Source organism: Pseudomonas sp. PME37.24/025, from assembly GCF_055556615.1.
The window spans coordinates 164,094-190,351 of the sequence record NZ_JBVHNK010000008.1 but is presented as its reverse complement, the minus strand read 5'-3'; the positions used below and the strand labels follow the sequence as shown (position 1 = coordinate 190,351).

The following is a 26,258-nucleotide window of genomic DNA, read 5'->3' as shown; positions in this document are numbered from 1 at the left end:
CGAATTCTGGAGCGTGCAATGGAAATGCCGACAAAAGAAAAAGCCATCGCCAGTAATCGCGATGCCTGGAATGACTCCGCCCAACACCACAAAGATACCCCTGAGTGGCAGGCCTGTTTGAGTGCCGTGAGCCATGGCGATTTTTCCTGCCTGGATGACACCCTCACCGAGCTGCTTCAACAGGTCGGCGTCGATGGCAAGGAGGTGGTGCAACTGGGCTGCAACAACGGACGCGAAAGCCTTTCGCTGTTTGCCCTGGGGGCCCGCCGTATCGTGGGTATTGACCAGTCGGAGGCCTTTCTCGATCAGGCCCGGGAGCTGGCATCCCGTTCCCCCCATGAGCCTGAATTCATCGAGGCTGATATCCATCACTTGCCGACTGATCTTCACCAGCGCTTCGACGTGGCACTGATTACCATCGGTGTATTGAACTGGATGCCGGACATCGCCGAGTTCTTGCGCCATGCCGCGCAAACCCTCAAGCCCGGCGGCAGCCTGGTGGTATACGAAACCCACCCGTTCCTGGAAATGTTCGACCCCGAGTCAGCCGATCCCTATCGCCCGGACAGCTCGTATTTTCGCAGCGAACCTTTCGTCCAGAATCAGCCGATCGTCTACGAAGGCAAAGTCGAACAGCAGGCCTCAGCGTCCTACTGGTTCGTCCACACCCTGGGCGCCATCTTCACCGGTGCCGTTGAGGCGGGGTTGCAGATCAGCCACTTCAAGGAATACCCGCATTCCAACCGCGAAGAACTCTACGATCGGTATCAGCAGCAAAAGGCGCAGTTGCCGTTGTGTTACACGTTGGTGGCGGTGAAGGCGAACAACGTAGTGCCGAGGACATTCTCAGAGAGTTGAGTGATTTGCCGCATGTCCCGGTTGTGCGCAGAGATCGATGCCAAGGGCATGAATGACCTTTAGAACCGTATCAAAACGTGGTTTCGCGCCTGGCGCGAAGGCTTTGTACAGGCTTTCGCGGCCCATTCCGGAATCTTTGGCAATTTGTGTCATGCCACGGGCCTTTACCACGTAGCCAATAGCACGAAGAAACTCTTCGTTGTCGCCGTCTGCCAGTACCTGAGAGAGGTACTCGCTGATGGCTTCGTCACTGTCGAGCAGTGCTGCCATGTCGAAAGTAGTCAAAGTCTGGCCCATGTTTAAACCTCCCTTGCCAATTTTTTCGCCCGCCGGATATCGGTGTTCTGCGAGGACTTGTCACCACCGGCCAGCAAAACGATGACTACGCCATTTCTCATGGTGAAGTAGACCCGATAGCCTGCACCGACGTCCACGCGCATTTCGGAGACACCATCACCCACCGGCTTGATATCGCCTAGATTACCCGCAGAGGCACGGTCAATGCGACGAGCGATCGCAACCTTGGCCCGCAAGTCGCGAATCGAGGCATGCCATGTCACGAAGATTGTGGTTTGTTGAATAAGATAATTCATTGCTCGAATGTATCCATATGAATACGGACGAGCAGTCAATTCATTCTCTGGTCTAGTGTGTGTTTTTCCCTAAATTGTGTAGGCAAAATGACGCCATCGCAGGAAAACCCACGATGGCGGCAAATCAAGCAACGAACTCCCACCAACCAAAATCACGCCTGCGCCGCAGTCGCCGTCGACTGCGCAGGTTTGCGCAGTTCAGTCAGCCGCGAGCCACTGTAGTGGGTTTCGCGGAAGAAGCGAAAGCGGCCTAACAGGTCGTAGATGTGGGTGATGCGCCCTTGCTCCTGGTAGTCCATGCGCAGGTGCATTTTCATGGCCTGGATGTTGCGGATATCGCAGACGTCCATGACCTTGTTGCAGCCTTGGTCCCGCATTGCACCCCAGATATTGTACTGGGCATCCACCGACAGGCTGGAGCCGAAGTAGAGAGGGATCATTTCACCGCCGAACTGGAAAAACTCACCGGGTTTGACCCGGAACCAGCAGCCGTAATAGTGCTGGTCAAAGTAGTCACTGAGGCTGCCCCAAATGAATCCGATCGCATCACCTGCCTCGTCCACATACATGTGCCCGGTGTGACCTTCGGAGGCGATTTGGGCCATGGCCTTGACGCGGCTACCGTAATACTTGGTGAAAGCGATGGCGTTCTCCTGGGTAATCGTCACCCGCTTTAAACCCGTATAGGGCCGCAGTTTGTGCGGCGCCACCGGGGTGACAAGATCGCGTCCCAGCCACAACAGCTCTCGGTGGAAGTACACATAGCGCTTCCAGAGCGTCTGGAATGTGTGGAGCAGGCCTTTTTGTTTGATTCGTTCGCAAAGCTTGGCGATGGCGCTCATGAGGTCCTCCGAGGCTGAAGCCAGGGTTGGTTTGAATAACGTTTTTTCAATGGCGATAAATCAAGGTTGCAACGTTTGTAGATCAGTCGAGTACTGGGGTTCCTCTTCGCACGTTCTTGGCACAACGGCATAGGACACTCTCGGAATGCCCGGAAGACGCATCTCCAATATGTGAGCCAAAGACTCTCCGGGGTTTAAATAGATGTCGCCAAAATCGGCGCCGATATGGGTTGGGTGGACGACAATTTCCAGCAGGCCGTTGATCGGCATCGCCACGTTGCGCAGGTCCACCGGGGTGCAGACGTACTCGGCGGTCGCTCCGGCCAAACGGTTCAATCGATAATTGAGCAAGGTCTTGAACACGCGCTTGGGCACACTCAAGTTATTCCCCAGATGGCGCGCCAGTCGCACGGGCACCCCTTGGTAGGCGGCAAAGCGCGCGACGATTTCGCCGATAGGCCAGATGTTATGCACGTGTTGATGGGAATCGATGTGACTGGGGCGCAGGCCGTTATCCAGGCAGCGTTGCCATTGGGCTTCGAGTTCCTCCAGCACGGCATTGCGATCGTGGCGGTTCAGCCAGAGGCTGTGGCGAGGCAGGCTGAGGTCGAACAGGCCCTGGCTGTCACAGAACGTCGAACGCGCGAGAATTGACGGGCTTAACGGTCGGCCGTAGGTGAGGTTGAAGTGCAAGCCGATTCGCCCCTTGAGCAACGGCTCTTGGGCCAGGACGCAGGCTTGGTCAAACGCCGGCATATTGGCCATGGCGGTGGCGGAGCTGATGACACCGGCCTTGAACGCGCCCAGGATCACCGCGTTTTCGCTCAGGCTGAGGCCGAAATCGTCAGCGTTGACTATGACTTGGCGAGGCATGTTTACCTTCTATTGTTTTTTCAATGGGCGCAGGGCCTTTGTCGGCGGGCGCAGGGGCGGGTGCGGTTATAGGCTTGGAAGCAGGGACAACCAGCGCGGCTGCACGCCAGGCCTGCCACTTTTTCAACCAGGGCTTTAGCCGGTGCCAGAGTCGCATGGCCAGCCCCAGAGCGAGGCCGCTCGGACGCCAGGAGTAGAAGCTCCAGCGCCAGTGCTCCAGTTGCCCGGTCATGCGCTCCTGGAGTTGATGGCTGGAGTTCATCAGGCTGACCCGCGAAGCGTCGATCCAGTGCCAATTGTCGTCCAGGCCCCAGCGAATCCACTCTTCGAGCAGCACACGACCGCTGCCCAGATCGGCGTATTGCGGCAGGAACGCCAGGTTGTAGTCGTACAGCCGGCCCTGTTCCAGCAAGCCGAGGCGGTAGCTGATGCAGCGCCCGTCCACTTCCAGCATCACCACCCGCAGCAGTCCCTGTTCGGCGAGGGCGGTGAAGGACAGGTTGATCCATTGTCGGCTACGGTTGCTGGTGAAAATCCCGACGCCTTCGACACCTTTCCAGCTCTGCACTTCGACTTCGCTGAGGGCCTGCAATAAAGGCCCGATGGTGGCCGCGTCAGGGGTTACGCGTTGGACTTGAGCACCATAAGCCAACATGCGTTTACGCGCCCGGCGCAGTTTGTAGCGCGGGTCGCCGGAGACTTCCTGGTGGTCGGCCTCGCTGATCAAATGCACCGGCACCCGGCAACTGAGGCGACGCTCGCCGGTCGAGCTGTGGGCCATCCATGTGGTCAGCGCGCTTTCTTCGCCGATGGGCTCGGACAATTCATTGAGTTGCAGCATCGCATGGGGCACGCGACGGCGGATGATCACCAGTGCCTTGCGCATGCTGTCGGCATCGAGGCAGGTGAGCAGGGCCAGGCGATCGGTGAGGGGATAACCGAGGTGACGCAGGACCCGAAATGGCAGCCTTCCGAAGCGCTCCACAGACGCCACCAGCGGCAGGCACAAGGCCAATTCATCACCTTGCCAGCCCAGCAGAACGTGCAAGCATTCCCCGGCGGTCAGTGCCTGTTCCGACGCGCACAGCCAGGCCAGGGTGTTGAACGGCGTGTGATCGGGCACGCGCAGGCGCAACCCCTCATAGGCAGCTGCCGGAAAGTCCGGGGCGCACAACGACGTGCGCCATTCGAATCGTGCCACCATAGGTTCAGCCCACCGCCTCAGGAACAGGTAAACGAGACGGTTTGCCTGGCTGGCAAAGTCTCCCCAAGGCATTCATGTCATTACCTCCTGACAGGGACCGGTCGCGAATGGTGTGCTGCAGCGCGCAGTCGAGCGCGGCGCGGTCGTGGTGATGCAAGTTGACGGCGTTCATGAGGCGCTCCAGCTCAAGGCGAACAAGGTTTCGCCCGGCAGGTCGAAGCTGACGCGACCGTCGTGACAGTTGAATTGAGCGCTACGACTGCGGCTGTCGGCACCGAAATACACCAGCGCTCCGTTGGCCAGCGGGCACATCGCCCCGGCCAGATCGACACGCTGCAAGCGCACCCCTTTGTTGACTCCCAGCAAACTTCGCTGGCGTTCGGTGGCCATGGCCAGCACATCGACTTCGAAAGCATCGTTGTCCAGGCGCATGACGTTTTTCAGCCAGTGCTGCTGGATGAATTGCTGGGCCAGGCCCACTGGCTTGAGCTCGAAACGATCGTCGCCCAGCACCCGGACCATGCCTTTGGGGTAAGTCGGCTCGTCAGCGGCCTGGAACCAGTTGAGCATGTCCAGCAACCCGTCCTGGGCCGAGTTGATGACCACCGAAGACCACCACAGGGAAGCAAAATGGGTTTCCTGATCGTAGGGGCTCAGGCTTGAGCCGCTGGACAGGTTGGTCTGATCCAGCAGCAGGGCCTTGCGTGGCCGGCCCTTGGCATCGAGCCCCACCAGCTCGGCGGCACGGCGCACGCTGTCGCGGTAGACCCGAGTCGCCAGCAGGTCGCGAATCATCCATTCGTGCCAGGCGAGGGCGTCGATCTGCTCGCCGGATTCGGCCAGCAGACGCCGCGCCCAATCGATACCGCGCTTGTCGGCGGCATTGTCGGCGAACGGGCCGTTAACGAAGCGCGAAGTGGCGGGCATGGCGATGCGCACACCGGCCTTGGCGTTGGCCGGATCGCTGCGCACTTGCCGGGCCATGCTGTTGAAGATCGCCTGGTAGTCGGCGTAGCTCGGGTAATTGAGGTTCGGCTCGTCGGCGAACGCGATGTAGTGCGTACCGTTGCCGCCGAGGGCGCGAGTGGCGGCAAGCCAGGCGTCGAGGCCAGCGTTGCTTTGGGCATCGGCCCGCAGATCGGCCTGACGCTGGCTGCCGGCCAACAGCGTGAGGTCCTGCGTGATGCCGAAGCGGTTCCGATAGAGCTGGCGGAACGCATCTTCGTGGTGCGGATTTTGCGCGGTGACGTCAACAAAACTGTAATAGGTACCCGCCTGGGGTTTGAGGGCGTCGAGCGCTGCGAAACTGGATTGAGGGGGCAACACGTAGGGCAAGTAAATGCCCAGGTTCGGGGTGGGGCCGAGCATCTCTTTGTGCAGAGTCAAGCGGGTCTGGCCGTCGTCCTCGCGCAGCGGTTTGAGTTGCTGCGGGTTCTGGGCGAACAGGTTCGCCGTGCCATCGAGCCAGAACGCGACCTTGCCGCTGCCTTGCAAGCGCAGACGCCAGACCTGTTCATCCTGAGTGACGGGCAATGCCAGCTGATCGAACTGCCAATAGGCGCGATAGGGTTTCAGCGCCAGGGACAGCTGTTTGTTGTCGCTCACACGTTGGGCCTGCAGGGCGTTGATCCCACCGTGAAACTTGCCGGCCAGTACAGCGTGTTCCCCCGGCGCGACCTTGAAATACAGCTCATCGCCGCCGCGGGTTTCGGCGCTGAAATGCACCTTGGCCGGGGCGAACAACGCCACGGTGTGTTCGTCGTGTTCGATCGTGTAGCGACGGAAACTGTAGCCCGGGATTTCCAGTCGATAACTGGCGGCACTCGGCGCCAGCGGCCAGCTCTGCTTGCCTCGGGTTTCACTGGCGGCGATCAGGCGTTCGCCCTTGAGGTTGCCGTTGCCATCGAGCAGGTACAGGTGTTCTTCGTTGGCATCGGCTTGCCAGGCAGGGACCCAGCGAATAGTCAGCGTGTCGGGACGATCCGTTTGCAGGTACAGGCTGCCGTCGCGAATATCAGCCCAGCGCATGGGCGCCGCCTGGGCGCTCAAACCGAGGCCCAGGCTCAACAGCAGCATCAGGCGTTTCATGCCGATTTCCGTTGCAGCATCTGAAGCATCGGGGCCACATCGCTGGGCAGGATGATCAGGGTTTGCCAGACCGGTACGCCGCTCAACCGGCAATACATCACCAGCAGCGCGAGGGTTACCGCCAAGTAGGCGATGGACGATGCCGTCGCGGCGCCGACGATGCCGTAAATCGGGATCAGTAACAGGTTCAAGGCCAGGTTCAGTAACGCGCCGAGGCCCATTAACAGCGAAATTGTGCCGGGGCGATTTTTGCCCAGCAAGTCCAGGCGCAGGATGCTCGCATAGCAAAGGCCGAGCAGCCCCGGCAGCAGCGCCAGCAACGCCGGGTAGGCTGGCTGATAGGCAATGCCGAACAGCGTGACGATCAGCCATTCACCGATCACCGCCATGGTCAGGCAGGCGCCGAGCATCACCGTGGCGGTCAGGCGCAGCGCCAACGGCGTCAGGCGATCCATGCCTTCGTCCTGTTGCAGCAGGCGTTTCATCAGCGGCGTGGTCACCGCTTCCGGGACGATCAGCAGCAACTCGGCGGCGGCGCTGGCCATGGCGTAATGACCGAGCGCCGTGCTGCCGAGCAGGGCGCCGATGAACAGGAAATCGGAGCGCAGAATCACTTGTTGGAACAGCAGGTCCGGATGGCTGCGAGCGCTGTAGCGCAGCAGTTCATTCTGGCTGGCGCGGTCCCATTGCAACGCCAGGGGCTGAGCGCGCTTGAGCCAGAACCACCCGGCCAGCACCACCAGGCTGAGGCCGGCCAGCCAACTGATCAACGCCGCTTCCAGCGCCGCGTCTTTCCACATCCAGAACAAGGCCAGAAACAGCAGCAGTGGCGCCAGTGACTCCACCAGCCGCAAGGCATTGAACGCGACCACTCCGCCCGATGCATTGTGCAAGGTCAGCAGACCGCTCTTGAGCACGGTCAGCGGCACCGCCAGCAGCAACAGCCAGGCGAGCAATCCCAGTTGCGTGGTGATGTCGAGTTCGCCGCCGAATTCGCGCACCAGCGCCACCACCAGCAACGTCAGCAAACCCGCCAGCAGGCAACCGAACACCAGCACCTGGCTTAGCAACAATCCCATGGGCCGTTGCTTGGCCGCCTGATACCCCACCGCCGAATTCAGCCCTCCGCTGGTGGCGGCGCTGATCAAATCGGGCAGGGTACTGAGCAATGCAAACAGACCGCGCTCGCTGGGCCCCAGAATCCGCGCCAGCAATACGTTGCGCAGCAGCCGCAGGCCGATCATCGCCAGTTTGGTGCCCATGCTCAGGGCCAGGTGTTTGAGGTAATGACTGCGACTCATGGCCTGGCTCCGCGGTAGATGCGCCAGGACAGCAACTCCGGGTTGCGCGCCGTGCGATGGCTGATGCCGATTCGCGGCAAAGCCAATGGATCGCTGATACCACGATAAATCCCGGCGACGGTGCCCAGGGCAAACGGGAAGTCGTGGTCGGCCACGTGTTCGCGCACCCGCGCATCATGGTTGCCATTGGGGTAGCAGTAGACTGGCAGTGGCCGGTTGCAACCGTTGCGCAGGGCATTGCGGCTGCGGCTCAGTTCCTCATCCAGACGTTGATCATCAAGGCCGGTGAGGATCGCGTGGCTGGCGCCATGGGGGCCGAAGCGGATCAACCCGCTGGCTTCCAGCGCGCGTACTTGATGCCAGTCCAGAGCCTGGGGCAACGACTCCTCCGGGCATTGATCGGTGAGCCGGTTCAGTTCGCCCGCAGGCAAGGTTTTCAGACTTTGCAGATAATGCAAAAGCGCCAGGCTACGGCGCTGCACATCCAGATCATCGAGCAGCACCGGTAGCGGTCGCCCAAGCTGTTGCAGACATTCAATCAAATGTGCCCGGGCTTTTTCACCGTGGCTGTGCCACAGGGTTTCCCCCAGGCTTTCCCACCAGAAGCGTTGTCGGCTGCCAATGAAATCGGTGGAGAGAAAAATGCTCGCCGGCACCTGATGCCGTTTCAGTAGCGGGAAGGCATTCAGCGCGTTGTCGCGCCAGCCATCGTCGAAGGTCAACGCGACTTTTGGCCGTTCTGATCTGACCGAGCCGGGTTGCAAGATCTCCATCAGCGGCACGCAGTCGAAGTGTTTTTTCAACCAGAGCAGCAGATGTGCGAAGGCCTTCGGCCCGACGCACAATTCATTGCGATGGGGCAGGTCGGCGGCGCGGTCATTGGCCAGCACCCGGTGCAGCATCAGGATCACCCCGGCGCCGTGCAATTGGTGACGGCCTACGGGCGAGTTGAGATAAAGCCAGCCACTGGTGCGTTTTAATAATTGTTTGATTGCCATGGCGCGGTCCTTTCAACGATTTTGCTCGGGGTTCCATTGCGCGTACCGCTGGCCGCGCAGGAACTGCCACAGACCGATACTCATCCCGGCAAGGGTCACCAGAACAAACGCGGCGAGGCGAAAGGGTTTGGGCAAACGGTGTTGCACATCCAGCAGGCCGATGATGGCCATCGCGTAACCGAGCAGTTGCGCGATCAGGCTCAGGCGATAGAAGCCATGTACATTCCACAGCGAGAAATTGCTCAGCAGCAACGGCACCAACAGGATCGGTGCCAGACGTCGAATCAGCTTGTGGCTGATCAGTGCAATCGCATACAGGCCATACCTCCAAGGGTTCAGCATCTCCCGGCGCTGGGCCAGGCTTTGCAGGCCGCCAACGGTAACGCGCTGGCGACGACGCCATTGCTTGGCGATTTCGTCGACGCCTTGATCGCTCACTTGTGCTTCGGGCACATAGACGATGCGTTTGAACGCCACCGGCGCGCAGGTGCTGATAAAGAAGTCGTCATTGACCTCCGCCGGCACGTGCTGGAACAACTCGCGGCGCAGGGCGAGCAGGGCGCCGTCGGCGGAGACCATGCAGCCGGTGCGATTTTCCATCTTGCGCAACCAGCCTTCGTAGTGCCGATAAAGGCTGTCGCCCAGGCTCAGGCCCTTGCCCGGCACCGGAATCAGCATATGCCCGGCACAGGCCCCGACCTCCGGATCGGCCAGGGGCGCGAGCAACTGGCCGAGGGTGTCGGTCGACCATTGGTTGTCGGCATCGGTGAACACCAGAATCTCGCCCGTGCTCAGGGCGACGCCGGCATTCAAGGTGGCCGCCTTGCCCTGACGTGGCAGGTCGAGCACGCTGATGCGCGGGTCGATGACCTTGTGGGCGCAGGCCACTGTGTCGTCCGTGGAGCCATCGCTGGCCAGAATGATTTGTAGCGAACGCGCCTGATAATCCTGGGTGAGCAGGATGTGCAACTTCTCTTCGATATGCCGAGCCTCGTTGTGCGCGGCGATGATGATGCTGATATTCATGGGTTGTGCGGGTGCATGACGCCGCACGCGGAACAACGGCGCGATCAGCGTCAGCAGCAACGGGTAGCCGAGCCAGGCATACACCGGCAATAACAGGCACAACCAGAAAATGAATTCAGCCACGGGCCGGCCTCCTGGCATTCCAATGACACAGGCTCAAAATGAGCGCGGCACCGGCCAGGTGCAGGCGCACCCAGTGCAGCCCCCACAATTGCAGTATCAGGCGAAGGTCACGGTGTTTAAGGCTGTGGCGCAGGCTCAGCACCAGCGCTGGCAGGCTGGTGATGAGCACGATGAATAACGCCACTTGAGGGAAACCATTGAGCAGGGTGGATAAAGCAATGAAATCCAGCCCCCAGACGCCCATCGAAAAAGCCGGGAACCGCAACAAGCGCAGGCTCATCCCTTGGGTGCGCAGCAGTTGCAGGTGACTGCCCTGGCGCCACAACTCCTTGCCTATCCACTCACGCCAACTGCCTTCATAGCCCCAATGCAAGGCGACGCTTTGGTTGACCGTGAGCAATCGTGCGCCGGCTTCGCTCAGGCGCATAGTGAACGCCTTGTCTTCACCGGTGCGCAGGGTTTCGTCGAAGCCGCCGACCTTGTCGAACCAGGTACGGCGCATCAGCAGATTGGCGCCGGGCAACCATTGCACCGGGTGCAAGGTGTGAGTGGTCGGGCGGGCCATGCGGCGTTGCCAGGCCGTGGCAAACCACGGCGCCTGGATAGGGGTGTGCAAGTCCAGGGCAAGGACATCGCCCTGACCGCCGGACTCCAGTTCGAACAAGAGCGTCAGCCAGTCCCCGGGCATTTCGATATCAGCATCGATGAAGCCCAGCCATTCGCCTGTCGCCATCGCCGCTCCGCGATTGCGCAGGGCACCGATCAGCAGGCCGGGCAACACCAGCACCTGCGCACCGAACTGGCGAGCGATGTGCGGGCCCTGATCGTCGGAGCCGTTATCGACCACGATCAACTCGCATTCCAGCCCGGTGGCCTCAGCGGCTTTTTTCGCGGCGAGCAACGTCCGACCGATGTGTCGGGCTTCGTTGTACATCGGGATGACGAGGCTGATGCGGCTCATGCCCTGGCCTCCGTCGGCGGGTGTTCTTCAGCCTTGAGACGCAACACGAAACTCAGCGCGAGCATGATCCACAGATATTTGTGATTCGGTGCGCTGAGGAACATCAAAAACAGTGTCAGCGACAGATAGCTGATGCCCAGGTGCGTGATCAGGTCGGCCTGTTCCCAATTGCGTCGCAGCAACCAGGCGTGTCGGGCGCGGACCAGGTTGTACATCCCAAGGCCCAGCATGCCGACGAACAACAGCCCGGCGGGAATCCCCAGCTCACTGAAGATTTCCATGTACGTGTTGTGAGCGCGGCGGTACAAGTCGCCGGGCTTGCGGTTGGCGGAAAACACCTTGGCGTAACCGGAGCTGGCGTAGTGCAGCGGGAAGGTGCCGGGGCCGGAACCGAGTAACGGGTGCTCACGAATGATCTGGCTGCCGACCACCAGATATGACGCGCGGCGGCCGAGGGATTCGTCCTGGCTTTTGGCGCCAGATTTCAACACGCTCAAGGACTGGATGCGCTTGACGTAACCGGCCGGCATCGAATAAATGGCCAGCGGGATCACGATCGCAAGGCTTAGCATGGCAAAACCCAGATGGCGTGGACGGATGCGTGGCAATTGTGCGCGGTAGTGCCAGGCGCCGATCATCAAGCTCAGGAACAACACCACCAGCCCGGAACGGGAATCGGTTTTGGTCATGCCGCCCAGCAGTAAAATGCAGCAGCCGCCCCAGAACAATCGGTGCAGCAGGTTCGGGCCGCGGATCATCAGCAGCAGGCCCAACGGCACGGCGAAGGCAATCAGCAGGGCAAACGAGTTAGCGTCTTCCAGCAGCCCGGCGGCGCGGCCCTGGTCCTGATACTTGGTGGAGAACATGGCCAGCACGCAGGTCGCGGTGACGCTGAGGGTCACCAGCCGGGCGAACATCTCGAGGTTCAATTCACGGCCGATCAGCAAGGTGATCACAAACAGAACCAGGCCGACGCTCAGATCCCGCAGATGACTCTGGGACATGTCCAGGTTGTCGGTATTGATCATGCTCAACAGGTACAACACCATGAACCAGATCAGGTAGCGCCAGATATTGCTGCGCAGGCGCTCGGACGGAATCTGGTGGATAGCCAGTTGCAGCATCACGATCAGTGCCAGCGAAGCACCGATGAATTTGGTGCCCGACAGTGCATTGCCCTTGAAGAAACCTTCAAACGGCACCAGCGCCGCGATGCCCAATAAACCCCAGGCAGGTTTTCGGTACAGCACCGCGACAGCCACCAGGCCGAGCACCGCGCCTGGCGCCAGATACGGATAAGGGCTGGCCAGCAAACCGAGGCAGACCAGGGCGAGCAGACTGACGATCGAGAGCGGAAAGATCACGCGCGTGCCTCCCGTGCAGTACGGATATAAAGCTGCGACCAGCGTTCGGCCAAGGCCTTCAGGTCGTAACGGTCCAATTGCGTACGTCTAGCGTTGTCGATCAGTTCGCGAGCCAGGGCCGGCTCATTCAGCAGCGTGTCGATCTGCCGGGCGAGGGCGACGCTGTCGGTGGGTGTCGCCAGCAGGCCGTTGTGCCGGTCCTCCAGCACATCGGGAATCCCGCCGACGCTGAACGCCACCACCGGCACCCCGGCCTGCATCGCCTCCAGCAAAATCATCGGTGTGCCCTCGGTACGCGAGCTGATCACCAGCGCATCGAGTTGCTGCCACCACCGGTTCATGTCGGTCTGATAACCCGGCAAGGTGATGCGTTTGTGCAAGTCGGCAGCGGCAATCCGCGCCAGCAGGGTTTGCTGTTCCGGGCCGTCGCCGAGCATCACGGCGTCCAGTTGCGGGTGTTGCTGACAGAGCGGAATCAGGGCATCGAGAAACAGGTCCGGGCCTTTTTCATTGCTCAGCCGACCGACGTAACCCGCCAGCCAGCGCGAGTGCGTGGCGTTGTGGGGTAGCAGGCCGTTGGCCTTTGGCAAACCATTGGGAATCACCTGCAGTTTCTCCGTCCGGACACTGGCCTTGCGATGCAGCACGGCGATGCTTTCGGCCACGCAAACCACGCGATGCACCGACGCCGTGCGGCACAATTGCAAACTCAGCCAGCCGTAAAGGCGTTGCTTGCGACTGCGCGGGGTGAAACCGTGTTGGGTAATCACCAGCGGCAAGTCCAACAACGTCGCACTCACCCAACCAAATAACAGACCCTTGAAATTATGCGTATTGATCAGCGGCTGTTCAGCTCGCCGCTGACGTAAATGACGCAGCAAAGCACTCAAACCCGTGAAGCTGCGACAGTCGATCCCGGCCCCGCGAAATCGCGCGATCAGCGCTGGCGGCGCATCGAGAAACAGCACTTGGTGCTGCCCCGGCGTCGCCAGGCAATGGTCCAGCAGCATCCGCTCAGCCCCATAGAAGCCGCCGCTGCTGATCAAATGCATGATCGGCAGAGCGCTGGCGCTGAGCGGCCCGTTCAATGGCGCACCCAATACACGAAGCTATCCACAGTCCAGTTTTTGTGCGGGTTGTTCGGCATAACGTCTTGCTCGTTGATCACCAACAGCACCGGCAAGCCCAGTTCATGGGTGATTTGCGCTGGGTGTTTGAAGCGATGATCGAAGAACTCACGCATGTAGACGAAGGCAATCGCCAGCAGCAGACCGGTCAGCATCCCGAACGGAATGATCAGCAGCGGTTTTGGAAACGCCGCATCGGTCGGTTCGTACGGCGGGCTGAGTACCCGGGCGTTGGACATATCGTTGTCCAGCAAACCGGCGGAGCTGCTTTCAGCAAAGCGTTGGGCGTAGGTGGAGAACGCCGCGTGCAAGGCATTGATCTCCGTGTCCATTTGCTGCAACTTGCTTTGAGCCACTTGCAATTGATGGATGCGGTCCTTGAAGTCAGCGATGCGTGCGGTTTTCTGCTTGATCACCGAGGTGACAATCGCCAGGTCGTTGGTACGCTCCTGAATCCGGTTGCTGACGATTTTCAGGAACTGCTGACGGGTGCGGGAAATCTGCTCGCGGGTCAACAGCATCGGTTCACTGCCCGGCTGGAACACCGCCAGGTCGTTCATGTAGCGGCTGACCTGAGTGGTCAGTTGCTCACCGAGCTGCCTGATCTCGCGGTCTTCGAACGCAATGTTGTCCACCGTGGTGGTGAAGGTGAAGGGGAAGGTGTAATCGCTGAGCCGGGACGTATTGGTGGCTGACGTCAGGGCGATTTTCAGGTAGTCGAGCCAGCGCTGGCTTTGCAGCAGGCGATCCTGATACAGGTTCAGGGCCTGTTCCTCGGTGTTGATCGCATTGAGACGGAAGGTGATTTCTTCCTTCGGATCGGATGAAGCCACGCCTTCGAGCAACGCCAGTCGCGTGCCTTCCAGGCCATCGAGACGCACCTGATATTGCTTCTTCTTGGTTTCGTAGAAGCTCTGCGGCAGGTCGATCGATTGCAGTTCCTGACGGCTGGCCAGGTAGTTTTGCAATAGTGCCGCGACAAACCGAGTGCCTTGGGCGGGATCGCCAAAGCTGTAGACAATGGAGATCACGTTGGAACCCGGCAGGGTTTCGATTTTCAGGTTTTCGGTGGCCTGTTGGGTGAAGACATCCAGGTCGGTGTCTCGTACGGGATCGGTCTCTAGCCCGAACGCATCGCGCACTGGATTGACCACGTACTCACGCAAGGGGTTGGTCACGAAACGCTGGATCGGTTCGGTCACCAGTCTGCTGAAGATCCCGGGGTTGGGTGCGTACTCGCCTTTGTCCCGCAGGTCGCTGATGGTCTGACGGATCAGCGCCGGCGAACGCAGGATATTGCTCTCGGTTTCCATGTCTGCCAGTGACGGCGGAATGAACGAGGCATCACCTTGAGTCAGGGATGTGGTGGCGTCTCCCTGGGAGAGTTTTTTGGACTGCACGATCACCTGCGCGGTGATGTCGAAGCTCTGCTTGAGCATCAGCGGCAAGATCAGGGCGATTACTGCAAAGACCAGGAAGACTCGCTTCACCAACTTCTTGTTGGCGAAGAAGATCCTGAAGAACTCATGCAGGTAGTTTTCCTTTGGGTTCATAGTCGGTCACCTGAGAGTTAGTTGTTACTGCCTTTGTTGTCGACGCGGTAGCCAAAGGTGAAACCGACCCCCTGGAACAACACCACGTCCGCCAGTTGCCGCGCGAGCTCACCGGCGCTGGCCAGTTTGGTCTTGGGCACGTAGAGCATGTCGTCCGGTTGCAGGTAAGCAATCTGCGACGCGTCACCGGACAAGGCTTTTTCCACGTCGTAGTGCACGGCCTGCACCTGGTTGCCGGTGCGGCGCATGATCACCACCGAATCGAGCCGGGCCTTGACGTTAGTGCCACGGGCCAGGGTCAGCGCTTCAAGCACCGAGACGGGCCGGCGAATCGGGTAGGAGCCCGGTTGCGCGACTTCACCCAGCACATAGATTTCGTTGCCTGACGTGGATTTGAGCATGACGTCGACAGTCATCCGCCCCGGCAATTGCGCGTAGCGTTGATTGAGGAAAGTTTCCAGTTGGTTGACGGTCATGCCTTGCAGCGGTACGGAGCCGATTTCCGGGAAGCTCGCATAGCCATCGTTGCCCACGGTGATCTCCCTGCTCATGCCGGTAGCGGGGTGGTTCAGGGCGCTTTTGAGGTTTTGCTCGTTGCTCAGCGGGCTGGTGACCAGCACCGTCACCTGATTGCGATTGGGCTGAAACAGGGATTTTCGCTCATAGGCACGCTGGATCTCCTGCCGCGCTTCGACAGCCGTCAGCCCGGCGATTTTCACCGCGGTATTGGCCCCCGGCAGTTCGATGGTGCCGTCGGGCAGCACCAGTTGAGTGCCGTTGAGCTGGCTGGCCGCGGTGAAGTTCAGGGCGACCTGGTCACCGGACTGAATGCGGTAAGCACCCGAGCCACTGGTGCTGATGTGGAAGATCACGTCCAGCACGTCCTTGGGTCGCAGGGTCTGTTCGACCCTGGGCATGTCGGTGGCCTGGGCATTGGCCGGCTCGGCCGTGAGGATCTGCACCGGCATTTGTTGGGTTTCACTGGTGCTGGAGCAACCTGCAAGCGGCAGCAACAGCAGGAGAAGCATTTTGGCGTTCATAGCGTCATCCTTTTCTGCGGTTGCTTACAGGTTTTTGTAGAGCCATTTGGGCATGTAGTACTTGCGCCGGTTGAAGACGCTGCCCACCAGTTTTGCGCCTGCCTGGGTCAGGCGCTGGGCCGCGGCCTGGGCCACTTCCCAACGTGTGTCTTCGGCGCGCACTACCATAATCACGCCGTCCACCAGGGTGCTGATGACCAGGGTGTCGGCGGCTGAATACACCGCGTCGCCGTCGATCACCACGAAGCGATACCGATCGCCCAGTTGGTTGAGCAACGGGGCCAATTGTTCGGTCGTCAGGTGCTCGGCGCCGCGGATATGCCGCCCGTTCGGCAGAATGTGGAAGGGCAGGCTGGAGACGTTCACCAGGCAGTCCTGCAGCAGCGGCGGCGAGGCGTTGAACAGCAGGTCGCGAAAGCCGCGCTCTTTGGTCAGTCCCAGTTGTTGCGTGAGGTTGCTCTCCGACTGGCTGGCGTCCACCAGCAGCACTTGGCCGCTACTCATTGACGCCAGTTGGCCGGCCAGCGCCAGGGCGCTGGTGGTGGTGCCGGTGCCTGCATTGGCAGCGGTCAGAAAGAGGATCCGCAGATCCAGGTCGAGCACGGTCGAGGTCAGGTTGGACTCGCTCGGGCTGGCGATGGTCAGGCTTTTATTCGATGAACCGTCCATTTAACTCGCTCCGTGGCCGCTGAATACTTTGAAGGGGGTTTTCAACAGGATCTTCAGATCAAGCAAAAGGCTCTGCTCGGCGATGTAGTTGAGGTCCAACTCAACGCGCTGGTCGAAGTCGATATTGCTGCGCCCGGATATCTGCCAAAGGCCGGTCATGCCGGGGTAGATGCTCAGGCGTGCAAGGTGGCTGTCTTTGTAGCGATAGGCGTTGAACGAGGTCGGTCGTGGACCGACTAAACGCATGTCGCCGCTGACTACATTGATCAGGTTGGGCAACTCATCGAGACTGCTGCGCCGCAGAAAACTGCCGATGGGGGTAATCCGTGGGTCGTCGTCGATCTTGAAATCGATGGCATCGGCGCCGTGCTTGTTCAGGTGCCGCAGGGACTCCTTGAGCTCCTCGGCGTTGGCCACCATGGTGCGGAACTTGTACATGCCGAACAGGCGGCCGCGGTAACCGGTGCGTTTTTGCACGAACATCACCGGCCCCGGGCTGCTGAACTTGATCACCAGCGCCAGGCCCAGCAGCACAGGGGACAGCAGCAGCAGAATCACCAGCGCGCCAAGGCATGCAACCACCCGGTTGGTTCGCGACAGAGTCCAGGGCCGACCACCGTCGCGGCCGGTCAGCCAGCCGCGACCCTGCATGTGGATCGCCGTGTCCAGGCGCATTCGGTGTTCGGGGTCCAGGCGTTTGTCACGCTGCATGTGATTGAGCAACACGCCTTTTTCATGTCCAGTCATAGAGGCCTCCGCTGAAGCCCTTCCGCGAGTGGCGAGTGGGCGTTGCGCAGTGGGTAGTAGTCACGGAACCAGGCGATGAATCGTCCGAGTCCTTCATCCAGCTCGATCCGTGGCTGGAAACCGGTGGCCTGGGCCAGATCACTGGCATCGGCGCAGGTGTTGAGCACGTCGCCCGGTTGCAGGGGCAGCAACTCGACGAGGGCTTTTTGTCCGAGGTGTTTTTCCAGCAGCGCCAGGTAGTCCTTGAGCTCCACCGGCTGTTGTCCGCCAATGTTGTAAATGCGCCATGGCGCCATGCTGCTGGCCGGGTCTGGTTGTTCGCGGTTCCACTGCGGTGCTGCTTGGGGCGCGCATTCGATCAGACGGGCGATGCTCTCGATGATGTCGTCGATGTAGGTGAAATCACGCTGGTGCTGGCCGTAGTTGAACAGCTTCACCGGCTGGCCTTCGGCAATCGCCCGGGCGAACTGGATCGGCGACATGTCTGGCCGGCCCCAAGGCCCGTATACCGTGAAAAAACGCAAACCGGTGCAGGGAATGCCGAACAGATGGCTGTAGCTGTGGGCCATCAACTCATTGGCTTTTTTGGTCGCGGCATACAGCGACAACGGGTGGTCGACGCAGTCCTTGACCGAGTAAGGCGTGTGTTGGTTGGCGCCATACACCGAACTGGACGAGGCATAGATCAAGTGCTTGACCGGGTGATGGCGGCAGCTTTCGAGGATGTTCAAAAACCCGCTCAGATTGCTGTCGACGTAGGCCCGGGGGTTTTCCAGGGAGTAACGCACCCCGGCCTGGGCCGCGAGGTGAATCACCACCTCCGGTTGTTCACGAACAAACAATTCGTCGAGGGCCGTGGCGTCGGCCACATCGACTTTCGCCAGCGGAAAATCACCGACGAGCCCACGTACCCAATCCACGCGGTCGTGTTTGAGTTGCGGGTCGTAGAAGTCGTTGAAATTGTCCAGGCCACATACCTGATGCCCGTCGCGCAACAGCCGCAACACACAGTGGGCTCCAATGAAACCGGCCGCTCCGGTGACGAGTATCTTCATGACCGTGGCGCCTCGGGAGCGATGTGCCGAAGCCCGATGCCGCTGTAATGCAAGCCGGCCGCCGCTACGTGCTCCGGGTTGTAAAGGTTGCGCCCGTCGACGATCACTCGCGCGCGCAGTTTGCTCGCCAGCAGGTCGAAGTCGACCACACGGAAATTCTTCCACTCGGTGCAGATCACCAGCGCGTCGGCGTCTTCCAGAGTGTCGTCGCGGGTGGCGCACAGGTGCAGGTCATCGCGGTAGCCGTAAATGCGTCGGCACTCGGACATGGCTTCCGGATCGTAAGCCTGCACGCTCGCACCTTCGGCCCACAGCGCTTCCATCAGATAACGGCTGGGGGCTTCGCGCATGTCATCGGTATTGGGCTTGAAGGCCAGGCCCCAAATCGCGATGGATTTGCCGATCAGACCATCGGGAAATAGCCCCTGCAGTTTGCTGAACAGAATGTGCCGCTGGCTGTCGTTCACGTCGGTGACGCTGCGCAGCAGACGCAATGGCATGCCGTTGTGTTCGGCGGTGTGCAGCAGGGCACGCAGGTCTTTGGGAAAGCACGAGCCGCCGAAGCCGCAGCCGGGGTAGATGAAGTGGTAACCGATGCGTGGGTCCGAGCCGATGCCTTTGCGCACCGCCTCGATGTCGGCCCCCAGCAACTCAGTGAGATTGGCCAGTTCGTTCATGAAACTGATGCGGGTGGCGAGCATTGCGTTGGCCGCGTACTTGGTCAGCTCGGCGCTGCGGTTGTCCATGAACATGAGTTTTTCGCGGTTGCGGCAGAACGGCGCATAGAGTTCGCTCAACTGGTTGCGCGCTTCATCGTCATTGGTGCCGACGATGATCCGGTCCGGGCGCATGCAATCGGCCAGGGCGCTGCCTTCCTTGAGAAACTCCGGGTTGGACACCACCCGCACGTTCAACGCCTCTTTGCCACGGCGTTGCAATTCCTCGTTAGCGGTGCTTGCCACCTGGTCCGCGGTGCCCACCGGCACGGTGGACTTGATGATCAGGGTGCGATCGGACTCCATGAAACTGGCGATTTGCCGAGCGACATTCAGCACATGGCTGAGGTCGGCGGAACCGTCTTCATCGGCGGGTGTACCCACCGCGATGAAAATCAGTTCGGCGTGTTCGACCGCGTCACTGGCCTGAGTGGAGAAGAGCAGGCGACCGGCCTTGATGTTGTCTTCCAGTGTGCTGGACAGTCCCGGTTCGCTGATCGGGGGCACGGCTTGCTGCAGTTGCTTGATCTTGTTGGGGTCAATATCGACGCACAAGACGCGATGTCCGACATCGGCCAATGCTGCGGCTTGAATGAGGCCTACGTAGCCCGTACCAAATACGCTCACGTCCACATTGGCGTGCCTCGTAAGACGGTGGATGTAACTGAAATGAGACTGTCAAAAGGGGTATAGCCCAGCCATGGGAAAGCGAGTCAGCAAAATGACGGGTAACGCGACCGGGAAAACCCCGATTTCACGGGCTATTTGCCATCAAGTGCTTGCCGCTGCTGGATTTGCCGCGGTTTTGAGGGGTTTCTGAGGGTTTGAAGAAAACGATAAACGGTCGTAAGGCTTGAAACACAAGGGTTACAGACGTTTGAGTGTGTCAGATTTGAGGCAACGTTTTTTTGACGCTTTGGGAAAAAAACCGGCATTTCTTGCGCTTCGAGGGCCCGGTGCTAGTGTCAGAAAATGGCCGACAATGCATTGGCCACGGAGGTGCTGTAATCACCATGATCCGTTACCTCAAGGAACTGCTGCTGGTTCTGTATCTGCTCAAGAATTACGACTACTACCTTGATCGTCTTAATGCGCTGGGCATCGGTTTCCCGATGGTGCTGTATGGCGCAATGTTCGTCGTGCTGACAGTGGCGTTGTTCATGACCGCGTACATCCGTCAGGCGCTGATCCGTCATCTGTTCGCGTTGGCGATGTTTGGCTCGGCGGTGTTCTTTGACGTCTATACGCAAGTGACTGCCGGTTACATGACCTACAGCAGTTTTGTGTCGCTGGTGTATTCCGGTGGTTTCATTCAAGAAGCGGCTTACCAGTACCGCGATGCAATCGTCAACGGGCTGGTCAGTGGTTTGTTGCTGCTGTTCGGTATCGGGCTCAAGCCGCGTCGACGGGCGCCATTACCGGGTGCACTGCTGGTGGCGGCGCCAGTGCTCGGGGTGCTACTGCTTAGCGCCGTGCTGTTTGTGCGGGCCGGCGAGGGTGCCCGTGGCTTGCCGATCATGTACACGCCGTTGGCCTATTTGAATCTGTTCACCTATGAAGCGCTGCACAACACCGTCGGCCCGCGTGAACCGGTGAGCCTGACGCGTATCGATCAGCCGGTGGGGCACGACATTGTGCTGATCATCGACGAGAGCATTTCCGGCAACTACCTGGACATCAACACGCCGTTCGGTGTGCGCAGTAACCTCAAGGAACCGCGCCCGGGTGTGGACATTTTCAATTACGGCTACGCGGCATCCATCGCCAATTGCAGTGCCGACACCAATGTCACCCTGCGCTACGGTGGCACCCGCGCCGATTACATGCGGATCAACAGCACGCTGCCGTCGATCTGGCAGTATGCAAAGAACGCCGGGCTGCGCACCGTTTACATCGACTCCCAACGCACCGCTGGCAACTTGCAGAACCTGATGAACGCTGCCGAGAAAAAGGACATCGACGAGTTCGTGCAATTCGACCAGACCAGCGTGCGTGACCGCGACATGGCAGCGGCGGCCAAGCTGATCGATCTGCTCAACGACGGTAAGCCGGAGTTGGTGGTGATCAACAAGGTCGGTGCGCATTTTCCCGTGCACGACAAGTACCCTGACGCGTTTATGGCTTACCGCCCGACATTGCCCCGTGGGCAGTTTGTCGAAGTGGCGGACACGGGCAAACGCGATGGTTTCAACGGTCAGCCGGATGACTGGTTGCTGTACCGCAACGCCTATAAAAATACCGTGTTGTGGAATGTCGGCGAGTTCTTCGCTCGGGTTTTTGCTCAGGCGGATTTGAGCCATGCGCTACTGATTTACACCTCGGACCATGGGCAGGACCTGCACGAGCGCGGTAACCCTGGGCTCAATACTCACTGCGGTGGTGATCCGGTGGAGGAGGAGGGGGTGGTGCCCCTGGTGGTGATTTCTGGCAGCGATTTGAAGACCCTGGACTGGCAGGCGCAGTTGCCGGCCAATAAGGATCGCTCCAGTCACTACAACATTTTCCCGACGTTGCTGCAGTTGATGGGCTATGACTTGGCGGGGATCGAGGCGGTGTACGGCAAACCGTTGAGTGTGCCGACGGCGGACGATTTCACCTTTAACTATCGTTTCAATGCGCGGTTGGGGGCCAAGCCTGAGTGGAAGCATATTGACCTGAACAGCATTGTGACGCCGGGGCGAGTGGTGCCGAGTGTGGCGGTGGGGCAGTGAGATTTTGATGGGCTGATCTGACCTCGTCGCGGGCAAGCCCGCTCCCACAGGGGGCGATGGCGTACGCAAAGTTTGGGTTCGCCTCGATCACTGTGGGAGCGGGCTTGCCCGCGAAGACGTCAGACCATTCAACCCAAGATTATCGGGTGTACTCTCTACCCTTGCCCCCACTCATCAAAAGAGTTTCCCCTTCATGCTTCACGTCCAGGGCGTCTTCAAAAGCTACGCCACCCCCCAAGGCCCATTGCCCGTGCTGCAAGGCGTCGACCTCACGTTGAAGCCCGGCAGCAGCCTGGCGCTGATGGGCGAGTCGGGCAGCGGCAAAAGCACCTTGCTGCACCTGATCGCCGGGCTGGACAAGGTCGATCGCGGCAGCATCCGAAGTGGCGAGCATCGGCTGGAGCAGATGAACGAAAGCCAATTGGCAAACTGGCGGCGGACCGAAATCGGTCTGGTGTTCCAGCAGTTCAACCTGATCGGCAGTTTGCGCGTCGAAGACAATCTGGCGTTTCAAGCGCGTCTGGCCGGGCGCCACGATCCACGTTGGCAGGCGCATCTGGTGCAACGTCTTGGGTTGGGAGATTTACTGCGGCGCTATCCGGAACAACTGTCTGGTGGGCAACAGCAGCGGGTCGCCTTAGGTCGAGCCCTGGCATCGCAACCGAAACTGCTGCTGGCCGACGAACCCACCGGCAGCCTCGATGAAGCCACCAGCGATGAGGTGTTGAAGTTGTTGCTGGAACTGCTCGACGACAGCCCGACGACGTTGTTGATGGTTACTCACAGCCCACGAGTCGCCGCGCGGTTGGCAGACAAAGTGGTGCTGCACGGTGGCCGTCTGGCTGGCGCGGACGAACGCTGAGGTGCGGGTTTTTCGCGAGACGCTGCGGGCGCTGCTCAGCCATTGGCGACAGCATCCGGTGCAATTTTTCAGTGTGCTGACCGGGCTCTGGCTCGCCACCAGCCTGCTGACAGGCGTGCAAGCGCTGAACAGCCAGGCGAGAGAAAGCTACGCCCGGGCCAGTCAGCTGATCGGCGGTGAACCGCAAGCCAGTCTCAGTGCGACCGGCGGTGGGGCGTTTTCCCAGCAAGTGTTTGTCGATCTGCGTCGTGCAGGCTGGCCGGTATCGCCCGTGTTGCAAGGCCGGGTGACACTCAAGGGCCATGAAGACCAGCGCTTGCAGTTAATGGGGATTGAGCCGGTGTCGCTGCCGGCCGGTTCCGCGGTGGCCGGGCGGGCGTTGCCGATCGAGCAGGTTGTCGAGTTTTTCACCCCGCCGGGCAGCACCTGGATTTCACCGCAGACCTTGCAGGCGTTGGGCTTGCACGAAGGTGAAACCCCGATGGCCCAGAGCGGAGTCGCCTTGCCGCCGCTGCGTGCCCAGACCGACATGGCGCCCGGCATGTTGCTGGTGGACATCGGCTTCGCTCAACAGATTCTGCAAATGCCCGATCAATTGTCACGCCTGCTGCTGCCCAAGGATTTCACCGCGACCCTGCCTGATGAGCTCAAGGGCCAACTTCAGTTCAAAAGCAGCGGCGAAGAAAACAATCTCGCGCGCCTGACCGAAAGCTTCCACCTGAACCTCGATGCCTTGGGCTTTTTGTCGTTCGTGGTCGGCCTGTTCATCGTTCACGCGGCGATCGGCCTGGCGCTGGAGCAACGCCGAAGCTTGCTCAGAACCCTGCGCGCCTGCGGGGTCAGCGCACGCCTGTTGATTGCCTGCCTTGCCGTCGAACTGGGTGGCCTGGCGTTGATCGGTGGTATCGCCGGCGTCGTCAGCGGCTACCTGCTGGCCGGTGTGCTGTTGCCGGACGTCGCCGCCAGCCTGCGCGGTTTGTACGGTGCCGAAGTGCCGGGGCAGTTGAACCTCAGTCCGCTGTGGTGGTTCAGCGGTATCGTCCTGAGCCTGTTCGGCGCCTTGCTGGCTGGCGCCAACAGTTTGCTGCGGGCGGCGCGTTTGCCGTTGCTGGCGCTGGCCAATCCGCAAGCCTGGCATCAGGCTCACGCGCGCTGGTTGCGGCGCCAGGGTTGGGTCGCCTCGATGGCTGCGGTGATCGCGCTGTGGGCGTTGATCTTCGGCGACAGCCTGAGCAGCGGCTTCGTGTTGATGGCCGCCTTGTTGATCGGCGCCGCACTGGCCTTGCCGGTGGTGTTGAACAGCGTGCTCAACTGGGTGCTTGGGCGCAGTCGTTCGGTGCTCGGCCAATGGTTTCTCGCCGACTGCCGTCAGCAGCTGCCGGCCCTGAGCCTGGCCTTGATGGCGCTGTTGTTGGCGCTGGCGGCAAACATCGGCGCCGGCAGCATGACCGCCGGTTTCCGTCAGACGTTCAGCAACTGGCTCGAACAACGCCTGACCGCCGAGCTGTACCTTAATCCACAAAATCCCGCCCAGGCTCGAGAACTGCACACCTGGCTCAAACAACAACCTCAAGTCACGGCGGTGCTGCCGAACTGGCAAGTGTCGATCCAGTTGCAAGGCTGGCCGGCGGACGTCTTTGGCGTGATCGATCACCCGACGTATCGTCAGCATTGGCCACTGTTGGAAGCCTTGGGCGACAATCCTTGGGAGCGACTGGCCAAGGACGACGCGCTGATGCTCAGCGAGCAACTGGCCCGGCGCTTGAAGTTACGGCTCGGTGATCACCTGACGATCCCGACACCGAATGGCCCATGGTCGCCACGGATCGTCGGAATCTACGCCGACTACGGCAATCCCAAGGGCCATCTGCTGGTCAACATCAATCATCTGCTGCGCGGCTGGCCGCAGTTGACGCCCAGCCGTTTCAACCTGCGCATCGACCCGGCGTCGATTCCCGGGTTCCTGACCACGCTGCAAGCCCGTTTCTCCCTGGACGACAGCCGCATCGTCGATCAGGCCCGGCTCAAGGGCTGGTCCACGCAAGTGTTCGAACGCACCTTCGCCGCCACCGCCGCGCTCAATAGCCTGACGCTTTGCGTCGCGGGCGTGGCGCTGTTCATCAGCCTGCTGACCCAAAGCCAGAGCCGCCTCGGGCAACTCGCGCCACTGTGGGCGCTGGGCGTGACGCGGCGGCAGTTGATGCTGCTGAACCTGGGGCAAACCTGGTTGCTGGCGGTGTTGACGCTGGTGCTGGCATTGCCCTTGGGCATCGCATTGGCGTGGTGCCTGGACATGGTGATCAACGTTCAGGCCTTCGGTTGGCGCTTGCCGTTGCGGGTGTTTCCGTTGCAACTGTTGCAATTGATGGGCCTGGCGTTGATTGCGACATTGCTCGCGTCAGCGTGGCCGTTGTACTCGTTGTATCGCACGCAACCGGCGGATCTGCTGAGGACGTTTGCTCATGAAGATTAAGGTCGGCGTGTTGCTATTGGCCGCGCTGCTGAACGGATGCGACAACACGCCTGCGCCGGAAAAAGGCTTCGCCGGTCTGGGCCATCAGGCCGCCGCATTTACCCCGGTGGTGCCCGGACGAGTCTTCAGTTTTCCGGCAGACCACGGCCCCCACGATGGCTTTCGCATCGAATGGTGGTACGTCACCGCCAACCTCAAGGACGATCAGGGCCAGCAGTTCGGCGCGCAATGGACACTGTTTCGCAGCGCCTTGAAAGCGACTCCCGAGCAATCTGGCTGGAGCAATCAAACCATCTGGCTGGGCCATGCGGCCGTGACTTCTGCCACGGCCCATCATGCCGCCGAACGCTACGCCCGGGGCGGCGTCGGCCAGGCCGGAGTGAGCCTGGCGCCGTTCAACGCATGGATCGACGATTGGCGTTTCAGCAGTCAGGCCACCGATGAAGATCCTCTGGCGGACCTGCAACTCAGCGCCCGCGACAAGGCTTTCAGCTACCAGCTTCGACTGACCTCCACACGTCCGCTAGTGCTTCAGGGCGACAAAGGCTTCAGCCAGAAATCCGAACAAGGCCAGGCGTCGTACTACTACAGCCAGCCGTTTTTTCAAGCCAATGGCACGCTGGAAATCGACGGTAAAACCTACACCGTCAGCGGCCCGGCCTGGCTCGATCGCGAGTGGAGCAGCCAACCCCTGACCGCCAACCAGACCGGTTGGGACTGGTTCTCCCTGCACCTGGACAGCGGCGAACAGGTCATGCTCTACCGTATGCGACAAAAGGACGGCGCGCCGTACCTCACCGGCACCTGGATCGATGCGCAAGGGCAGACGCAGTTATTGCATGCCGACGACATCAGCCTCACACCCCAAGACACCGCCAACGTGGCCGGGCGTTCAATGCCCGTGCATTGGTCGATCAAAATCCCCGCCAAACACCTCGATATCACTATCGCCGCCCTTAACCCCAAAGCCTGGATGGACTTGCGCATTCCCTATTGGGAAGGGCCGGTGCGGCTCAGCGGCAGTCATGGCGGGCAGGGGTATCTGGAGATGACCGGGTATTGACCGGAACTCTC

Annotated in this window: 24 protein-coding genes; 5 read left to right on the top strand and 19 right to left on the bottom strand. The window is 60.5% G+C overall.

What is annotated here, in order from left to right; genetic code table 11:
* Window positions 1-18 precede the first annotated feature (18 nt).
* Complete coding sequence (locus ACZ3HH_RS16350; protein ID WP_465805839.1) at window positions 19-858, top strand: class I SAM-dependent methyltransferase; 840 nt, start codon at window positions 19-21, stop codon at window positions 856-858.
* On the opposite strand, the gene ACZ3HH_RS16345 is transcribed toward ACZ3HH_RS16350, so the two are convergent.
* The 19 genes from ACZ3HH_RS16345 to ACZ3HH_RS16255 all read right to left on the bottom strand — a co-directional run bounded on the left by ACZ3HH_RS16345 (window position 847) and on the right by ACZ3HH_RS16255 (window position 19,771).
* Window positions 847-1,155: an addiction module antidote protein gene (locus tag ACZ3HH_RS16345; protein WP_063340329.1), complete on the bottom strand. Its 309-nt coding sequence runs from the start codon at window positions 1,153-1,155 to the stop codon at window positions 847-849. The genes ACZ3HH_RS16350 and ACZ3HH_RS16345 overlap by 12 nt on opposite strands.
* A gap of 2 nt (window positions 1,156-1,157) precedes the next feature.
* Entirely contained in the window at window positions 1,158-1,451 is a 294-nt protein-coding gene (locus ACZ3HH_RS16340; protein ID WP_465805838.1) for a type II toxin-antitoxin system RelE/ParE family toxin, read from the bottom strand.
* A 152-nt stretch (window positions 1,452-1,603) separates the two neighbouring features.
* Window positions 1,604-2,293, bottom strand: a complete 690-nt coding sequence (locus ACZ3HH_RS16335) for an N-acetyltransferase (RefSeq protein WP_465805837.1) — start codon at window positions 2,291-2,293, stop codon at window positions 1,604-1,606.
* A gap of 60 nt (window positions 2,294-2,353) precedes the next feature.
* On the bottom strand, window positions 2,354-3,166 hold the full coding sequence (locus ACZ3HH_RS16330; protein WP_465805836.1) for a ChbG/HpnK family deacetylase: 813 nt from the start codon (window positions 3,164-3,166) through the stop codon (window positions 2,354-2,356).
* Window positions 3,138-4,370, bottom strand: coding sequence for a GNAT family N-acetyltransferase (locus ACZ3HH_RS16325; protein ID WP_465805835.1), 1,233 nt, complete (start codon window positions 4,368-4,370; stop codon window positions 3,138-3,140). Before ACZ3HH_RS16325 ends, ACZ3HH_RS16330 begins: the two co-directional genes overlap by 29 nt.
* Before the next feature lie 4 nt (window positions 4,371-4,374).
* Complete coding sequence (locus ACZ3HH_RS16320; protein ID WP_465805834.1) at window positions 4,375-4,542, bottom strand: hypothetical protein; 168 nt, start codon at window positions 4,540-4,542, stop codon at window positions 4,375-4,377.
* Window positions 4,539-6,458: a hypothetical protein gene (locus ACZ3HH_RS16315; RefSeq protein ID WP_465805833.1), complete on the bottom strand. Its 1,920-nt coding sequence runs from the start codon at window positions 6,456-6,458 to the stop codon at window positions 4,539-4,541. Before ACZ3HH_RS16315 ends, ACZ3HH_RS16320 begins: the two co-directional genes overlap by 4 nt.
* Window positions 6,455-7,759: a lipopolysaccharide biosynthesis protein gene (locus ACZ3HH_RS16310; RefSeq protein ID WP_465805832.1), complete on the bottom strand. Its 1,305-nt coding sequence runs from the start codon at window positions 7,757-7,759 to the stop codon at window positions 6,455-6,457. The genes ACZ3HH_RS16315 and ACZ3HH_RS16310 overlap by 4 nt, the downstream gene beginning before the upstream one ends.
* Window positions 7,756-8,757: a polysaccharide deacetylase family protein gene (locus tag ACZ3HH_RS16305; protein WP_465805831.1), complete on the bottom strand. Its 1,002-nt coding sequence runs from the start codon at window positions 8,755-8,757 to the stop codon at window positions 7,756-7,758. The genes ACZ3HH_RS16310 and ACZ3HH_RS16305 overlap by 4 nt, the downstream gene beginning before the upstream one ends.
* A 12-nt stretch (window positions 8,758-8,769) precedes the next feature.
* The gene (locus ACZ3HH_RS16300) at window positions 8,770-9,906 is read right to left on the bottom strand and encodes a glycosyltransferase (RefSeq protein ID WP_465805830.1); all 1,137 of its coding nucleotides are present in this window, start codon (window positions 9,904-9,906) and stop codon (window positions 8,770-8,772) included.
* Window positions 9,899-10,867: a glycosyltransferase family 2 protein gene (locus ACZ3HH_RS16295; protein WP_465805829.1), complete on the bottom strand. Its 969-nt coding sequence runs from the start codon at window positions 10,865-10,867 to the stop codon at window positions 9,899-9,901. Before ACZ3HH_RS16295 ends, ACZ3HH_RS16300 begins: the two co-directional genes overlap by 8 nt.
* Window positions 10,864-12,231 carry an O-antigen ligase family protein gene (locus ACZ3HH_RS16290; protein ID WP_465805828.1) on the bottom strand — a complete coding sequence of 456 codons (1,368 nt, stop codon included), beginning with the start codon at window positions 12,229-12,231 and terminating at the stop codon, window positions 10,864-10,866. Before ACZ3HH_RS16290 ends, ACZ3HH_RS16295 begins: the two co-directional genes overlap by 4 nt.
* Window positions 12,228-13,283 (bottom strand): glycosyltransferase family 4 protein, encoded by a 1,056-nt coding sequence (locus ACZ3HH_RS16285; RefSeq protein ID WP_465806091.1) that lies wholly within the window; start codon window positions 13,281-13,283, stop codon window positions 12,228-12,230. The genes ACZ3HH_RS16290 and ACZ3HH_RS16285 overlap by 4 nt, the downstream gene beginning before the upstream one ends.
* A 32-nt stretch (window positions 13,284-13,315) precedes the next feature.
* Window positions 13,316-14,911: a GumC family protein gene (locus ACZ3HH_RS16280; RefSeq protein WP_465805827.1), complete on the bottom strand. Its 1,596-nt coding sequence runs from the start codon at window positions 14,909-14,911 to the stop codon at window positions 13,316-13,318.
* Between the two features lie 17 nt (window positions 14,912-14,928).
* Window positions 14,929-15,951, bottom strand: a complete 1,023-nt coding sequence (locus ACZ3HH_RS16275) for a polysaccharide biosynthesis/export family protein (RefSeq protein WP_465805826.1) — start codon at window positions 15,949-15,951, stop codon at window positions 14,929-14,931.
* 24 nt (window positions 15,952-15,975) lie between these two features.
* Window positions 15,976-16,620 carry a CpsD/CapB family tyrosine-protein kinase gene (locus ACZ3HH_RS16270; protein WP_465805825.1) on the bottom strand — a complete coding sequence of 215 codons (645 nt, stop codon included), beginning with the start codon at window positions 16,618-16,620 and terminating at the stop codon, window positions 15,976-15,978.
* A complete protein-coding gene (locus ACZ3HH_RS16265) occupies window positions 16,621-17,367 on the bottom strand; it encodes a sugar transferase (protein WP_465805824.1) in 747 nt (248 codons plus the stop codon).
* Window positions 17,364-18,422: an NAD-dependent epimerase gene (locus ACZ3HH_RS16260; RefSeq protein ID WP_465805823.1), complete on the bottom strand. Its 1,059-nt coding sequence runs from the start codon at window positions 18,420-18,422 to the stop codon at window positions 17,364-17,366. The genes ACZ3HH_RS16265 and ACZ3HH_RS16260 overlap by 4 nt, the downstream gene beginning before the upstream one ends.
* Window positions 18,419-19,771 carry a UDP-glucose dehydrogenase family protein gene (locus ACZ3HH_RS16255; RefSeq protein WP_465805822.1) on the bottom strand — a complete coding sequence of 451 codons (1,353 nt, stop codon included), beginning with the start codon at window positions 19,769-19,771 and terminating at the stop codon, window positions 18,419-18,421. The genes ACZ3HH_RS16260 and ACZ3HH_RS16255 overlap by 4 nt, the downstream gene beginning before the upstream one ends.
* Before the next feature lie 380 nt (window positions 19,772-20,151).
* Between ACZ3HH_RS16255 and ACZ3HH_RS16250 the strand changes: the two genes are divergently transcribed.
* From ACZ3HH_RS16250 to ACZ3HH_RS16235, 4 genes are all read left to right on the top strand, one after another.
* Window positions 20,152-21,849, top strand: a complete 1,698-nt coding sequence (locus ACZ3HH_RS16250; RefSeq protein ID WP_465805821.1) for a sulfatase-like hydrolase/transferase — start codon at window positions 20,152-20,154, stop codon at window positions 21,847-21,849.
* Between the two features lie 193 nt (window positions 21,850-22,042).
* A complete protein-coding gene (locus ACZ3HH_RS16245) occupies window positions 22,043-22,711 on the top strand; it encodes an ABC transporter ATP-binding protein (protein ID WP_048394989.1) in 669 nt (222 codons plus the stop codon).
* Window position 22,712: 1 nt separating this feature from the next.
* Window positions 22,713-25,184 (top strand): ABC transporter permease, encoded by a 2,472-nt coding sequence (locus ACZ3HH_RS16240; RefSeq protein ID WP_465806089.1) that lies wholly within the window; start codon window positions 22,713-22,715, stop codon window positions 25,182-25,184.
* Entirely contained in the window at window positions 25,174-26,247 is a 1,074-nt protein-coding gene (locus tag ACZ3HH_RS16235) for a lipocalin-like domain-containing protein (protein WP_465805820.1), read from the top strand. The genes ACZ3HH_RS16240 and ACZ3HH_RS16235 overlap by 11 nt, the downstream gene beginning before the upstream one ends.
* Window positions 26,248-26,258: the final 11 nt, after the last annotated feature.